This is a genomic window from Bacillus sp. 7_6_55CFAA_CT2 (assembly GCF_000238655.1).
Lineage (GTDB): Bacteria > Bacillota > Bacilli > Bacillales > Bacillaceae_G > Bacillus_A > Bacillus_A cereus.
The window spans coordinates 1-13,841 of the sequence record NZ_JH414710.1; the positions used below are offsets into that span (position 1 = coordinate 1).

Consider the following 13,841-nt stretch of genomic DNA (forward strand, 5'->3'; position numbering starts at 1 on the left):
ACTAGACTTAGGATCTAGCGCCTTTGGCGTGGGGTTCGACTCCCTTCACCCGCACTTTAATAAATAAACTCATACATGTCTTGCGGAAGTAGTTCAGTGGTAGAATACAACCTTGCCAAGGTTGGGGTCGCGGGTTCGAATCCCGTCTTCCGCTCCAATTTTCAATATGACATGCCGGGGTGGCGGAACAGGCAGACGCACAGGACTTAAAATCCTGCGGTGGGTGACCACCGTGCGGGTTCGACCCCCGCCCTCGGCACCATATGCGCCCGTAGCTCAATTGGATAGAGCGTTTGACTACGGATCAAGAGGTTAGGGGTTCGACTCCTCTCGGGCGCGCTTTTATTAACGGGAAGTGGCTCAGCTTGGTAGAGCACCTGGTTTGGGACCAGGGGGTCGCAGGTTCAAATCCTGTCTTCCCGATATTCCCAAAAAACATGGGGCCTTAGCTCAGCTGGGAGAGCGCCTGCCTTGCACGCAGGAGGTCAGCGGTTCGATCCCGCTAGGCTCCACTTTATTTAATATATGTCTCGGAGGTATACCCAAGTTCGGCTGAAGGGATCGGTCTTGAAAACCGACAGGCGGTGAGAATCGCGCGGGGGTTCGAATCCCTCTACCTCCTCCATTTTTTCTTTAATGGTTTAGACATATAATAATAAAATATTTGTTTTTCCTTCATGGAGGTATACCCAAGTTCGGCTGAAGGGATCGGTCTTGAAAACCGACAGGCGGCGAGAGTCGCGCGGGGGTTCGAATCCCTCTACCTCCTCCATTTTTTAAAACTTTATATTGTCGCGGGGTGGAGCAGCACGGTAGCTCGTCGGGCTCATAACCCGAAGGTCGCAGGTTCAAATCCTGTCCCCGCAACCAAATGGTCCCGTGGTGTAGTGGTTAACATGCCTGCCTGTCACGCAGGAGATCGCCGGTTCGACCCCGGTCGGGACCGCCATTTATGTTGGCTCGGTAGCTCAGTCGGTAGAGCAGAGGACTGAAAATCCTCGTGTCGGCGGTTCGATTCCGTCCCGAGCCACCATTTTTTTTATGCCGGCTTAGCTCAATTGGTAGAGCAACTGACTTGTAATCAGTAGGTTGGGGGTTCAAGTCCTCTAGCCGGCATCATTTAGGGGCATAGTTTAAAGGTAGAACTGAGGTCTCCAAAACCTCCAGTGTGGGTTCGATTCCTACTGCCCCTGTAAAGTATATGGGCCTATAGCTCAGCTGGTTAGAGCGCACGCCTGATAAGCGTGAGGTCGATGGTTCGAGTCCATTTAGGCCCACCATATATTATTCCGCAGTAGCTCAGTGGTAGAGCTATCGGCTGTTAACCGATCGGTCGTAGGTTCGAGTCCTACCTGCGGAGCCATGGCCCGTTGGTCAAGTGGTTAAGACACCGCCCTTTCACGGCGGTAACACGGGTTCGAATCCCGTACGGGTCATACAAAAAAGAGTCAGCATTATGCTGGCTCTTTTTTATTTTGTTAATCCTTTTTATTACGTTACTTTCCAGAAATAAATAAAGGAATTTTGGAAAAGCTATGGTATGTATAAAAAGGAGGAAATAAATAATGACACGAGTTAGAGACTTAATGAGTACCCATATTGTACATTGTACACCGCTAGACAATGTATATGAGGCAGCTGTTAAAATGAAGGAAGAATCAGTTGGATTAATTCCTGTTGTTGAAAATGAGCAAGTTGTTGGGCTTGTTACTGATCGTGATTTAGTCGTTCGAGGGATTGCTGAAAAACATCCTGGATCTAATAAAATTACAAATGTAATGACAACAAATATTATCTCAGTTTCTCCAGATGATTCTATTGAAAAAGCTACAGAGCTAATGGCACAGCATCAAATTAGACGATTACCAGTAGTTGATAGTGGTCAACTTATTGGCATGTTAGCACTAGGAGATTTAGCTATAAGGGAATCAGCAGATGATCAAGCTGGATTTGCCTTGAGCGAAATCTCAGAGCATACAGAGTAAATTGAAACTTTTATTAACCGAGAGTCTAATGGTCACTCATAAAGAGCTAAATTATATATAAAGTTCAGATACATTATTCTAGCATATATGGATTAAACTAATATGTTAGCGTGATGTATCTGAGACATTATATAATAAGGATACGGTTAATAATTTCGACAGTTTTTTTTAATTTGTTATTCTTCATTTTTAATAAGAGAAAAGATGATATACTGATAGATATAAGTATTATGAGAGATTTTGAATATAACAATATTAATTTTTAGTGGTGCGATAATAAATTAATATTTCCTACATAGATGAAAAGGGAAGGGGAATTATATGAAGGCTGTACAGGGCGATCCAAATTGGAATTTGGTTACAGATACATATATAGAACCAAATAATTTCGCTGAATTATTTTCTTTGCTTGTACCTTGTCACCCAAAAGGTGAGGGGAAAGAACGAACTATATTAGTATGGAAAGAAAAAGAATTTTATAAAGAAGAAAATTTAGCGGCATTTATCGTATATGGCATGAATAAAGCAAAGAAATTACCGCAGTTTCATAAAGATGAAATTCCAACTTTAGTGCGTATTCTTCGCTTATGCCAAGAGATTGGTTGGTATGAAGAGGCAAATGATTTTATGATAGCGCAAGGATTAGCTGAGTTTGTTCATACTTCATTGGAATATGAAACATGGGATCTTTTGACGCAATCAGTTGCTTTAAATTATTTAATTATTAAATATCGTATAGGTGAATTGACAGATAGGGATATTGAAATTTGGGATAGAGTTAAATTTAATGAGAAGTGTATAACCGATTGTAAACATTTATTATCTCATAAAGAAGTATTGGAATTTACATTCTTTTATATGTGCAAGAGAGCGAAATCATTATCAAAAGAGCAATTAAATAGTGATATGATGAGTTTAGCAATGTATTGTAATACTTTTGTATATGATTTGTATACACATGATTTATTACGTAAATATCGTAAGTGTACAGATTTCCTATCATATTATGGACCTAGTCAGGCAGTTTTAGCATGTCAAAGAGCTGTATTATCTCAAATTTCCGATCGCTTAGACCCATTAAAGACAACGCATGTAGATGATTATTTATATGTGATGAAAGAAATGATGGAGCATATGACGATAGGAGTAATGGATCGATACGGTCATTTTATTGGAAAGCTACTATCTTATGTGCCATTTTTCGAAATGATACAAGTTCCACAGCATGCATATTATTGTGAAGAATTACTGTATATTTGTAAGGGAATTGAATATAAAGAAGAAACACTACGCAATTATATATTTATACAATTACATGATTGTTTACCATCATTCTTTAGGCTATTTCTTAAAAATAAGCGTTACGCAACGATTCATGATATTCTTTTCTATTGGTGCGATGACGAACAACGAATGAGCTTAGAGAAAAAATATAATCTGAGCTTTATTTATGAAAAATATGCTTGTGGATAAACAATATTTTCGATATGAAAAATTAATATAAATTAAAAAGGATCTCCAGTTTATGTGAGATCCTTTTTTGTTAGTAAAACAAGGAGAAAGTGATTAAGACAAGAAACAACATTCCATATAGGAGAAGTTGTTCAGTATAACTTCCTTGTATACCAAAAAAAGTATTGGCTTTCTTATACAAATTCAATATGTATTTTATTGGAGTATCTTTGAAAGATTGGTACACAGTGTCTCCTCTTTCTAAGCTTCTTGTTCTTGTTTTTGTTTATAAGGGACATTAATATATCTAGCTACAAATAATAAAACAGCCATAAAGAATACTGGAAATACAGTAGATAAATAAAAGCCATTACTAATTATATTTGTTATGAGAGCACTCAAAAGAAAAATAGCATTATAAATATGGGCAATTTTTTGTTTTAGTTGCACTTGAAATGATTCCATCATAATTTCTAATGCAACAAAAGCAATAATAATAGATAAAAATACAATGTTTGTATTGTAAATGATTAAACAGCAGATTAAACCTAAAAAGGCTACGTATTCAATTATAAGAGGTATATTGCGTGGCATACAATTTACCTAACTAAATATGGCAGTGGATTTACTGCATTTGTTTTTTCAAAATTCCATTCTCCATTATGTAATTCAAAATGAAGATGTTGCCCGTATGAATGACCTGTGTTTCCCATATGACCTATTAATTGTCCAGTTTGTACTTGATCACCAGCTTGTACAGTGCGATCCTTCATATGAGCATAAACAGTTGTATATAATTTCCCATTGATTTGATGCGCAATGAAAACAACATTGCCATAGCTAGCTGAATAATAAGATTTCACAACTTTACCTGCAGCAGCAGCTTGGATAGAGACGTTTCCTGGAGCGGCAATATCTATACCATAATGCATTTGTTCCCAGCGTATATCAAAGGTTGAGCTAATTCTTCCTTGAGCAGGGAATTTGAAAGCAGCTGGAATTGATGAAGGTTGATCTGTTTTAGCTTGTGGTTGATTTTGTACTACATAGTGTTTTGCTACATATCCGTATCCTGTGCCAAAACGAATTTTATACCAAGTTCCTACAGTTTCTACTACTTGTACTTGTGTACCGTTTTGTAATGAACCGAGTAGAGCGCTACTTGTACTAGCGTTGCTACGTACATTTAGATTAGGTGTTGCAACAGTATATTTTGTATTACTTTGAACGGTGATTCCTTTTACTAAGGGTTGTGAACCATTAGAGATGAATGCTTTTTGTACGTAACCTGTTTGGCCATTATGCGATATTTTATACCATTCGCCTTGATCTTCTTGAACGGTAATAAACTTGCCATTTGGTAATACATCTAAAATGGAAGATTCTAAATTAGGTTCAGAGCGAACGTTTAATGCATTAGCATTAACGATGTATTGATCATTAGAATGAAGTTTGTTTTTTAGTAAAATAGCATCTTTTTGTACATAACCTACTTTATTATGAACAGATACTTTATACCACTCATTAGTTGTTTCAAGGATGTTCACTTTTGTATTAAAGCGAATTGTATCAATTGATGTGCTTTTTACGTTATCTTCTGTATGTAATGCTACTTGATCGACTTTGACATACCCAGTTTTAATATTAGATAATTGTTCAGCGTTTGCTTTTTGTACATTTGTTTCACCCATAGAAGGAAGTAAAGAAGCAATCGCTACAGTAGTTGCTGTTAAAGCAGTAGCTTTCATATTCATGGAATAGAGACCTCCTCTAGTTGTATAGTTGTAATTTTATTATAGTATAAAGATATAATATAGTGGGTGTATTCACATAAATGTAATATGAAATCAATATAAAAATAAATTTTTTGAGGATAATGATTCCTTCTTATGCAATTAATTGGGGTTTTATTTTCTAAAATAGAATGTATGTATTGTATAACTTTGATATTATGTTGATAATTAAGAAAATTAAAAAAGTTGATGATGTCTTATTAGGGTGTTATACTGACAGTGATAATTTTATAGTTTGCTAGGAGAGCTGGTGTTGCCAGCTGAGAGTAGGCCGTAAGCCTTTGATCCTTTTTATTACCTGATCTAGATTATGCTAGCGTAGGGAAGCAATTCGGACACTAACAATGAGTCCCCGTTTCTTTGCGTATAGAAACGGGGCTTTTTTATTTAAAAATTTCATATTGAAACCACTAGGGGTGCTTGATTTGCTGAGAGAGGAATAATCCTTAACCCTTACAACACCTGATCTAGGTAATACTAGCGAAGGGAAGTGGAACATCGAATAAATGTATAACTTTATTTGCTGTAACCACTTCTTATATATAGAAGTGGTTTTTTATTTAGATACATATATTGAAAGGGGATAGAGAAATGAAATTTTGCGATAGATTATTAGAAACTGTGCAACCGGTTTGGGAGATGAGTCATAATCATCCGTTTGTAGTGGGTATGGGAGATGGCACGTTAGAAAAAGATAAATTCCAGTATTATATTATTCAAGATTATTTATATCTGCTAGATTATGCAAAGTTATATGCGATTGGTGTTGTAAAAGCAACGAATCCACAAGTAATGGGAAAGTTCGCTGAACAAATTGATGGAATATTAAATGGCGAAATGACAATCCATAAACAATATGCAAAAAGACTTGGAATTTCTATAGAGGAGATAGAGTCTGCGAAACCATCTGCTAAAAATTTAGCTTATACAAATTACATGATGTCTGTATCTCAAAATGGCACACTTGCGGAATTAATAGCAGCGCTTCTTCCATGTATGTGGAGCTATTGGGAAATTGGAAAGCGTTTAAATGATATTCCTGGAGCAAGAGATCATGAGTTTTTTGGTGAGTGGATTCAAGGATATAGTTCGGAAGAATACGGTAATCTGTGTATTTGGTTAATAGATTTATTAAATAAAATGGCAGTTGGAAAGTCTGAGACAGAACTAGAAAGATTAGAGGAGATTTTCTTATATTCCAGTCGATTTGAATATTTATTCTGGGATATGTCCTATCGTAAGGAGATGTGGGGATTTGAGGAGCAAGAACATACTACAGTTTCATAATGTTTCTTTTCATTACGATGAGAAACCAATCATCCATGAATTAAATGCTTCTATACATGAGAAAGAGTTTGTCAGTATTATCGGACCGAGTGGATGTGGGAAAAGTACTTTATTTCGCCTTATTACAGGCCTAGAGAAGGTAAGTATTGGAAAGATAGAACTGACAGAAACAAAGCACCATCCTGTAGGATATATGCCGCAAAAAGATATGCTTTTGCCGTGGAGAACAATTATTGAGAATGCTGCTCTGCCGCTAGAGTGCCAAGGTGTACAAAAGAAAGAAGCACAAGTAAAGGCAAAGGAACTGTTATATAAATTTGGTTTACAAGGATATGAGACAAAACATCCGAAAGATTTATCTGGTGGTATGAGGCAACGCGTATCTTTTATTCGAACATTATTAACAGGCGGGGAAATATTGCTGTTAGATGAACCATTTAGTGCGTTAGATGCTTTAACGAAGGCCTCTTTGCAAGAATGGCTGTTTGAACAATGGCAAGAGTGGGAAAAAACAATTTTATTCATTACTCATGATGTTGAAGAAGCGTTATTTCTTTCGAACCGAGTTTTAGTAGTGGAACAGCAGCCGATAACGACTTTGACTGAGCGGATTGTACCACTTGATCATAACAGAACACGAAAAGATTTATATAAACCGGAAGTATTAGCGCTGAAAGATGAGCTTCTTAGTATGTTACAAAGGCAGGTACTTGTGTGATGAACCGATTGAAAGAATTAGTTCCTGCTATTACACTTTCTAGTATTTTACTAGCTGTGTGGGAAATAGGAGCAAGAATTGTAGATGAGATGTACATTTTACCGTCACCGTCTGCGATTGTAATGAAGATATGGAAACTAAAAGACATATTATTTACGGTTCATTTACCTGCAACGTTATACGTCGTTTTAATAGGTGTTGTTATTTCTATCGTATTAGGTGTAGGGCTAGCGATGTTAATGAATGCGAGTACATGGATGGAAAGAGCATTTTATCCATTATTAGTTGCTTCACAAACGATTCCGATTACTGCGCTTGCTCCGCTATTTGTTTTATGGTTTGGATACACAATTTGGAGTAAGGTTGTTGTCACAGTTTTAATTACGTTTTTCCCAATTGCGGTCAATACGTATGATGGACTGCGTAGTACGAAAAAAGAATGGGAGGAGCTCTTAGTTACATATGGAGCAACAAAAAGAGATATTTTTCTTAAATTAAAGTTGCCGTCTGCTCTTCCTTATTTTTTCTCAGCTTTAAAAATTGCAGTTCCGCTTAGTGTTATCGGAGCAGCAATTGGAGAATGGCTCGGTGCACAAGCTGGGCTTGGATATTTCAGTAAGAGAATGATGACGCAGTTAGATGGAGCTGGCGTATTTGCACCTATTGTATTGTTATCATTATTAGCTATTTTCTTCGTCGTAATTATTTCCATATTAGAAAAGAAATTCATTAGTTGGAGGAAGTATTCATGAAATTTTTAAAGCGCATCTTTGTGTTTACATTATTAATTGCAATAATTGCAGGATGTTCGAGTAATTCAGCATCAGACAAAAGTAAAAAAGAGAAAGAAATAACAGTCATGTTAGATTGGTATCCAAATGCGGTACATAGCTTTATCTATGCAGCAATTGAAAAAGGATACTTTAAAGAAGAAGGTGTAAAGGTAAATATTAAATTCCCTTCTAATCCGACTGATCCATTAACGCTGGCAGCAGCAGGGAAGGTAACAGTTGGCTTGTATTATCAGCCAGATGTTGTTATGGCGAGAGCGAATGAGCAAATTCCAGTGAAATCAATTGGAGCTGTCGTACGTTCACCATTAAATCATGTTGTATCACTGAAATCAGCGGGCATTCAATCACCGAAAGATTTAGAAGGAAAAACAGTAGGATACTCTGGAACACCTTTAAGTGAGATGTATTTAAAAACGATGGTAAAAGAAGCTGGTGGTAATCCTGATACAGTGAAAGTAGTTGATGTTGGATTTGATTTAGTACCAGCATTAATTACGAAGAAAGTAGATGCGGTAACAGGGGCATACATTAACCATGAAGTACCTGTTATGCGTCATGAAGGCCATGAACCAGCGTACTTTAATCCAGCTGATTACGGAGTACCAAACTACCATGAGCTTGTGTTTGTAACAGGTGATAAAACGTTGAAAAAAGATAAAGAAGCGTTGCAAGCTTTCTTACGTGGTACGAAAAAGGGCTATGATTTCATGAAGAAAAACCCCGATGAAGCATTGAATATTTTATTAAATCATCAAGAAAAAGAAAACTTCCCACTTGTGCCAGAAGTTGAAAAGGAAAGTATGAAAATTTTATTAGAGAAGATGGAAACGAAAGATGAGCCATTCTTATCAGATTCAAAAGAATCTTGGGAGAAACAAAATAAGTGGCTGAAGGACAAAGGAATGACGAAAGAAACCGTCCCAGCCGATGAACTATTCGAAAATATTTTAAAGTAGGCGAATGAATATGAAAAATGAGCTCCACGTAATCTCAAATGGCCATATGCCATTCGAAGAGTTAGTGGATGTAGCGATGCAAATTGAGAGTGAGATTGATTATTTGCATATTCGTGAGCGTGAGAAGAGTACGAAGGAATTATATGAAGGTGTGGAAAGTCTATTAATGGAGGGCTTTCCGGCTTCTAAAATTGTCATAAACGATCGAATTGATATTGCAATTTTATTAAATATACCTCGTGTTCAACTAGGATATCGAAGTACAGATGTAAAGTCAGTGAAAGAAAAGTTTTCGTATTTGCATGTCGGTTATTCTGTGCATTCGCTAGATGAAGCAATAGTAGCTTTTAAAAATGGAGCGGATTCACTCGTTTATGGCCATGTATTTCCGACAGATTGTAAAAAAGGTGTGCCAGCGAGAGGGCTTGAAGAAATTTCAGACATTGCAAGGTGTTTATCTATACCGATTACAGCAATTGGAGGAATTACCCCAGAAAACACAGTGGATGTTCTTACTAACGGTGTAAGTGGTATAGCAGTTATGTCTGGAATTGTAAGTAGTAGTAACCCGTATAGCAAAGCGAAATCTTATAAGGAATCAATAAGAAAGTGGGCGGAAAAACATGTGTGAGAAGTATGATGTAGCGATTATTGGTGGTGGTGTAATTGGCAGTTCAGTTGCACATTTTCTAGCAGAAAGAGGACATAAAGTAGCGATTGTGGAGAAGCGAAGTATTGCATCGGAAGCTTCCAAAGCAGCTGCTGGTTTACTTGGTGTTCAGGCAGAATGGGATGCGTATGATCCGCTATTTGAACTTGCTAGAGAAAGCCGTGCTATATTTCCACAACTTGCAGCAGTTTTACGTGAAAAGACGGGTATTGATATTGGATATGAAGAAAAAGGAATTTATCGTATTGCTCAAAATGCAGATGAGAAGGAAAGAATTCTTCACATTATGGATTGGCAGCAGAAAACAGGTGAAGATTCTTATTTTCTAACGGGAGACCATGTGCGGGAAAAAGAGCCATATCTATCCGAATCTATTATAGGAGCAGTATATTATCCGAAAGACGGTCATGTTATTGCACCAGAGCTTACGAAAGCATTCGCACATTCTGCGGCAATTTCCGGTGCTGATATATATGAACAGGCAGAAGTATTTGATATCCGTATTGAAAATAATAAAGTGACTGGAGTTATTACAAGTGAAGGTATTGTCACATGTGAGAAAGTCGTTATTGCAGGTGGTTCATGGAGCACGAAGTTACTAGGTTATTTTCACCGTGATTGGGGTACATATCCAGTTAAAGGAGAAGTGGTTGCGGTAAGAAGTAGAAAACAACTTTTAAAAGCACCTATTTTTCAAGAAAGATTTTACATTACTCCAAAGCGCGGTGGACGTTACGTAATTGGGGCAACAATGAAGCCACATACGTTCAATAAAACTGTGCAGCCAGAAAGTATAACTTCTATATTAGAGCGTGCTTATACAATATTGCCAGCTTTAAAAGAAGCAGAATGGGAAAGCACGTGGGCAGGATTACGACCACAATCGAATCATGAAGCTCCTTATATGGGAGAGCATGAAGAAATAAAAGGTTTATATGCTTGCACGGGCCATTATCGAAACGGTATTTTATTAAGTCCTATTTCTGGTCAATATATGGCCGATTTAATAGAAGGAAAGCAAGAGAATCATTTGCTAGATTCATTGCTTTCTAGAAGCGTTTAGAAAGGGGATGGAAGTTTGAATTTAAAAATTAATGGTAACCAAATTGAAGTGCCAGCGAGTGTAAAAACAGTAGCTGAGCTACTTACACATTTAGAGTTAGATAACAGAATTGTTGTAGTAGAGCGTAATAAAGATATTTTACAAAAAGATGATCATACAGATACATCTGTTTTTGATGGAGACCAAATTGAGATTGTAACTTTCGTAGGAGGCGGTTGATTATGTTAAACATTGGACCATTTTCATTTCATTCTAGACTTTTATTAGGAACAGGTAAATTCCCTGATTTTGACGTACAGCAAAAGGCAATTGACGTTTCTGAAGCTGAAATTTTAACGTTTGCAGTACGTCGTATGGATATCTTTGATGCAAAGCAACCTAATTTATTAGAGAAACTTGATGTGAAAAAATATACGTTATTACCAAATACAGCAGGAGCAAAAAACGCTGAAGAGGCTGTTCGTATTGCAAAATTAGCAAAAGCCTCTGGGCTTTGTGACATGATAAAGGTAGAAGTTATTGGTGATGATAGAACGTTATTACCTGATCCGGTAGAAACGTTAAAGGCATCTGAAATGTTACTGGAAGAAGGATTTATCGTACTTCCGTATACATCTGATGATGTTGTATTAGCACGTAAATTACAAGAGCTTGGCGTGCATGCGATTATGCCAGGAGCATCTCCAATCGGATCAGGACTTGGTATTGTAAATCCATTAAATTTGAGCTTCATTATTGAACAAGCAACAGTACCAGTTATCGTTGATGCCGGTATTGGTAGCCCAGCTGATGCAGCATTTGCAATGGAATTAGGAGCAGATGGCGTGTTATTAAATACAGCTGTATCAGGAGCAAAAGATCCTATTAAAATGGCACAAGCAATGAAATTAAGTATTGAAGCAGGCCGTTTAGGATTTGAAGCAGGTCGTATTGCACGCAAGCGTTGTGCAACTGCAAGTAGTCCTTTAGAAGGAATGAGCGTAGTTGAATAATCGATATTCTCGCCAAGAACTATTTTCTCCAATTGGAGAAGAAGGACAGCAAAAGATAAGAGAAAAGCATGTGCTTATTATCGGTGCAGGTGCATTAGGTAGTGCAAATGCAGAGATGTTTGTAAGAGCAGGTGTTGGCAAGATAACAATTGTTGACCGTGATTATGTAGATTGGAGTAATTTACAAAGACAACAATTGTATGCAGAGAGCGACGTAAAGAATAATCTTCCAAAAGCTATAGCGGCTAAAAAACGTTTAGAAGAGATTAATAGTGATGTAACAATAGAAGCTCTCGTTCAAGATGTAACAGCTGAAGAGCTAGAAGAACTTGTTACAAATGTTGATGTAATTATTGATGCGACTGATAATTTTGAAACACGCTTTATTGTGAATGATATAGCACAAAAATATTCTATTCCATGGATTTACGGTGCATGTGTAGGTAGTTACGGTCTTTCTTACACAATCCTTCCTAGTAAAACACCATGTTTATCATGTTTATTACAGTCGATTCCGCTTGGCGGGGCAACATGTGATACAGCGGGTATTATATCACCTGCTGTATCTCTTGTCGTTTCTCATCAAGTAACAGAAGCTCTTAAACTGTTAGTAGAAGATTACGAATCACTTCGAGATGGGCTTGTATCGTTTGATATGTGGAAGAATGAGTATTCATGTATGAATGTGCAAAAGCTTCGCCAGCATAATTGTCCTTCATGCGGAGAGAATGCATTATATCCGTATTTAAATAAAGAGAACATATCAAAAACAGTAGTTTTATGCGGGCGAAATACAGTTCAAATTAGACCACCTCATAAAGATGAAATAAATTTTGAACAATATAAAGAGTTGTTGGAAGGTCGTGTGAATGATTTAAATATAAATCCATATTTACTATCATTTTCTATTGAAGACAAGAGGTTAGTCGCCTTTAAAGATGGCCGTGTGCTCGTACATGGAACGAAAGATATAAGCGAAGCAAAAACGATTTATCATCGCTATTTTGGATAGAAAAGGATGAGTGGGATGAAAGTGAATAAAGCTTTAACAATTGCAGGGTCTGATAGCGGCGGCGGTGCTGGAATTCAGGCAGATTTAAAAACATTCCAAGAGCTTGGTGTATACGGAATGACGGCTATTACGGCGATTACTGCTCAAAACACGCTTGGCGTTCAAGGGGTATATCCTGTTCCGTTAGAAGGTATTACAGAACAGTTGAATTCAATTGGTACGGATTTAACACCAGATGCAGTGAAACTAGGAATGTTATTTAGTAGTGAAATAATTCAAATTGTTGCAGAACAAATTAAAAAGTTTGGCTGGAATAATATTGTGTTAGATCCCGTTATGATTGCAAAAGGCGGTGCATCATTATTACAGCAAGAAGCAGTTCAAGCATTAAAAGAATATTTATTACCAGTAGCAACTGTTATAACACCGAATGTCCCAGAAGCAGAAGTGTTAACTGGGATGGAGATTCATAATGTTGAAGATAGTAAGGAAGCTGCAAAAGTATTGCACGAATTAGGTGCTAAATATGTGCTTATGAAGGGCGGACATGCAGAATATCAAGGTAATGAAGTAATTGATTTCCTCTTTGATGGAGAAGAATTTATTGAGTTTAGAAGCGAGCGAATTCCTTCAAAGCAAACGCATGGAAGTGGGTGTACATTTGCTTCAGCGGTTACAGCAGGACTTGCGAAAGGATACTCAATTCAAGATGCTGTTCAAGAAGCAAAACGATTTATTAGTATAGCAATTGAAGAGCCATTGAATATTGGTAGTGGCCATGGACCGACGAATCATTTTGCATATAAAGTGAATAGAACGCGTGCATAGGTAAGTGAAAAGCCAGTTTTATAACTGGCTTTTTTTCTGTTTACTTTTTCAAAATACAGGAGTAATATATCAGCCAGAATACATTTTTTGTAAACGCTGAGTCCAATTATGGAGCGGAGGAACCAATTTGTGCGTAGGCACTAGGGGTGAATCTTTCAAGTTTGAAAGTAGGGCTACTCTCAAAGTCCGAATCCGACAGCTAACTTCGTAAGCGTCTTGAGAGAGGACGGTGCCATGATGGATACATCACTTCATCGATCTGATTAGTATAGGAGAATATCAATCTATGTT

At 37.2% G+C, this 13,841-nt stretch carries 14 protein-coding genes, 15 tRNA genes and 3 riboswitches; of the genes, 27 read left to right on the plus strand and 2 right to left on the minus strand.

The window, feature by feature from the left end; all coding sequences use genetic code 11:
- Positions 1 to 82 precede the first annotated feature (82 nt).
- From HMPREF1014_RS15520 to HMPREF1014_RS15600, 17 genes are all read left to right on the plus strand, one after another.
- Positions 83 to 157: transfer RNA gene (locus tag HMPREF1014_RS15520), tRNA-Gly, on the plus strand.
- 16 nt (positions 158 to 173) lie between these two features.
- A tRNA-Leu gene (locus HMPREF1014_RS15525) sits at positions 174 to 262 on the plus strand.
- Between the two features lie 3 nt (positions 263 to 265).
- A tRNA-Arg gene (locus tag HMPREF1014_RS15530) sits at positions 266 to 339 on the plus strand.
- Between the two features lie 10 nt (positions 340 to 349).
- Positions 350 to 423 (plus strand) — tRNA-Pro (locus HMPREF1014_RS15535).
- 16 nt (positions 424 to 439) lie between these two features.
- Positions 440 to 512 (plus strand) — tRNA-Ala (locus HMPREF1014_RS15540).
- Positions 513 to 532: 20 nt separating this feature from the next.
- Positions 533 to 625, plus strand: a tRNA-Ser gene (locus HMPREF1014_RS15545).
- Between the two features lie 54 nt (positions 626 to 679).
- Positions 680 to 772, plus strand: a tRNA-Ser gene (locus HMPREF1014_RS15550).
- 21 nt (positions 773 to 793) lie between these two features.
- Positions 794 to 870, plus strand: a tRNA-Met gene (locus HMPREF1014_RS15555).
- Between the two features lie 3 nt (positions 871 to 873).
- Positions 874 to 949 (plus strand) — tRNA-Asp (locus HMPREF1014_RS15560).
- A gap of 8 nt (positions 950 to 957) precedes the next feature.
- A tRNA-Phe gene (locus HMPREF1014_RS15565) sits at positions 958 to 1,033 on the plus strand.
- 10 nt (positions 1,034 to 1,043) lie between these two features.
- A tRNA-Thr gene (locus tag HMPREF1014_RS15570) sits at positions 1,044 to 1,116 on the plus strand.
- Positions 1,117 to 1,122: 6 nt separating this feature from the next.
- A tRNA-Trp gene (locus HMPREF1014_RS15575) sits at positions 1,123 to 1,193 on the plus strand.
- Positions 1,194 to 1,203: 10 nt separating this feature from the next.
- Positions 1,204 to 1,280: transfer RNA gene (locus HMPREF1014_RS15580), tRNA-Ile, on the plus strand.
- Between the two features lie 8 nt (positions 1,281 to 1,288).
- Positions 1,289 to 1,363, plus strand: a tRNA-Asn gene (locus HMPREF1014_RS15585).
- Between the two features lies 1 nt (position 1,364).
- Positions 1,365 to 1,436 (plus strand) — tRNA-Glu (locus HMPREF1014_RS15590).
- A 129-nt stretch (positions 1,437 to 1,565) separates the two neighbouring features.
- On the plus strand, positions 1,566 to 1,985 hold the full coding sequence (locus HMPREF1014_RS15595; RefSeq protein WP_000199009.1) for a CBS domain-containing protein: 420 nt from the start codon (positions 1,566 to 1,568) through the stop codon (positions 1,983 to 1,985).
- 321 nt (positions 1,986 to 2,306) lie between these two features.
- On the plus strand, positions 2,307 to 3,458 hold the full coding sequence (locus tag HMPREF1014_RS15600) for a DUF3965 domain-containing protein (protein ID WP_000648912.1): 1,152 nt from the start codon (positions 2,307 to 2,309) through the stop codon (positions 3,456 to 3,458).
- 240 nt (positions 3,459 to 3,698) lie between these two features.
- On the opposite strand, the gene HMPREF1014_RS15610 is transcribed toward HMPREF1014_RS15600, so the two are convergent.
- Both HMPREF1014_RS15610 and HMPREF1014_RS15615 read right to left on the minus strand, forming a co-directional pair.
- Positions 3,699 to 4,031, minus strand: coding sequence for a hypothetical protein (locus HMPREF1014_RS15610; RefSeq protein ID WP_001137821.1), 333 nt, complete (start codon positions 4,029 to 4,031; stop codon positions 3,699 to 3,701).
- A 5-nt stretch (positions 4,032 to 4,036) separates the two neighbouring features.
- Positions 4,037 to 5,191, minus strand: coding sequence for an SH3 domain-containing protein (locus tag HMPREF1014_RS15615; protein ID WP_001056032.1), 1,155 nt, complete (start codon positions 5,189 to 5,191; stop codon positions 4,037 to 4,039).
- Between the two features lie 269 nt (positions 5,192 to 5,460).
- Positions 5,461 to 5,572, plus strand: a riboswitch (TPP riboswitch).
- A gap of 60 nt (positions 5,573 to 5,632) precedes the next feature.
- A riboswitch (TPP riboswitch) is annotated at positions 5,633 to 5,736 on the plus strand.
- Positions 5,737 to 5,821: 85 nt separating this feature from the next.
- Between HMPREF1014_RS15615 and tenA the strand changes: the two genes are divergently transcribed.
- From tenA to thiD, 10 genes are read left to right on the plus strand one after another with little or no spacing between them, the layout of a single operon-like run.
- Entirely contained in the window at positions 5,822 to 6,517 is a 696-nt protein-coding gene (gene tenA, locus HMPREF1014_RS15620; protein WP_000666830.1) for a thiaminase II, read from the plus strand.
- Complete coding sequence (locus tag HMPREF1014_RS15625; protein ID WP_001256788.1) at positions 6,486 to 7,235, plus strand: ABC transporter ATP-binding protein; 750 nt, start codon at positions 6,486 to 6,488, stop codon at positions 7,233 to 7,235. Before tenA ends, HMPREF1014_RS15625 begins: the two co-directional genes overlap by 32 nt.
- The gene (locus HMPREF1014_RS15630) at positions 7,235 to 7,987 is read left to right on the plus strand and encodes an ABC transporter permease (protein ID WP_001080856.1); all 753 of its coding nucleotides are present in this window, start codon (positions 7,235 to 7,237) and stop codon (positions 7,985 to 7,987) included. Before HMPREF1014_RS15625 ends, HMPREF1014_RS15630 begins: the two co-directional genes overlap by 1 nt.
- A complete protein-coding gene (locus HMPREF1014_RS15635) occupies positions 7,984 to 8,985 on the plus strand; it encodes an ABC transporter substrate-binding protein (RefSeq protein ID WP_000670416.1) in 1,002 nt (333 codons plus the stop codon). The genes HMPREF1014_RS15630 and HMPREF1014_RS15635 overlap by 4 nt, the downstream gene beginning before the upstream one ends.
- A 10-nt stretch (positions 8,986 to 8,995) precedes the next feature.
- Positions 8,996 to 9,616 carry a thiazole tautomerase TenI gene (gene tenI, locus HMPREF1014_RS15640; protein WP_000787155.1) on the plus strand — a complete coding sequence of 207 codons (621 nt, stop codon included), beginning with the start codon at positions 8,996 to 8,998 and terminating at the stop codon, positions 9,614 to 9,616.
- Positions 9,609 to 10,718, plus strand: a complete 1,110-nt coding sequence (gene thiO / locus HMPREF1014_RS15645) for a glycine oxidase ThiO (RefSeq protein WP_000333316.1) — start codon at positions 9,609 to 9,611, stop codon at positions 10,716 to 10,718. Before tenI ends, thiO begins: the two co-directional genes overlap by 8 nt.
- 15 nt (positions 10,719 to 10,733) lie before the next feature.
- On the plus strand, positions 10,734 to 10,937 hold the full coding sequence (gene thiS / locus HMPREF1014_RS15650) for a sulfur carrier protein ThiS (protein WP_001049502.1): 204 nt from the start codon (positions 10,734 to 10,736) through the stop codon (positions 10,935 to 10,937).
- Positions 10,938 to 10,939: 2 nt separating this feature from the next.
- A complete protein-coding gene (gene thiG, locus HMPREF1014_RS15655) occupies positions 10,940 to 11,710 on the plus strand; it encodes a thiazole synthase (protein ID WP_000931981.1) in 771 nt (256 codons plus the stop codon).
- On the plus strand, positions 11,703 to 12,722 hold the full coding sequence (gene thiF, locus HMPREF1014_RS15660) for a thiazole biosynthesis adenylyltransferase ThiF (protein WP_001065421.1): 1,020 nt from the start codon (positions 11,703 to 11,705) through the stop codon (positions 12,720 to 12,722). Before thiG ends, thiF begins: the two co-directional genes overlap by 8 nt.
- 15 nt (positions 12,723 to 12,737) lie before the next feature.
- Positions 12,738 to 13,550, plus strand: coding sequence for a bifunctional hydroxymethylpyrimidine kinase/phosphomethylpyrimidine kinase (gene thiD, locus HMPREF1014_RS15665; RefSeq protein WP_000867377.1), 813 nt, complete (start codon positions 12,738 to 12,740; stop codon positions 13,548 to 13,550).
- An 84-nt stretch (positions 13,551 to 13,634) separates the two neighbouring features.
- Positions 13,635 to 13,780: riboswitch (cyclic di-AMP (ydaO/yuaA leader) on the plus strand.
- The last annotated feature ends 61 nt before the right edge of the window (positions 13,781 to 13,841 follow it).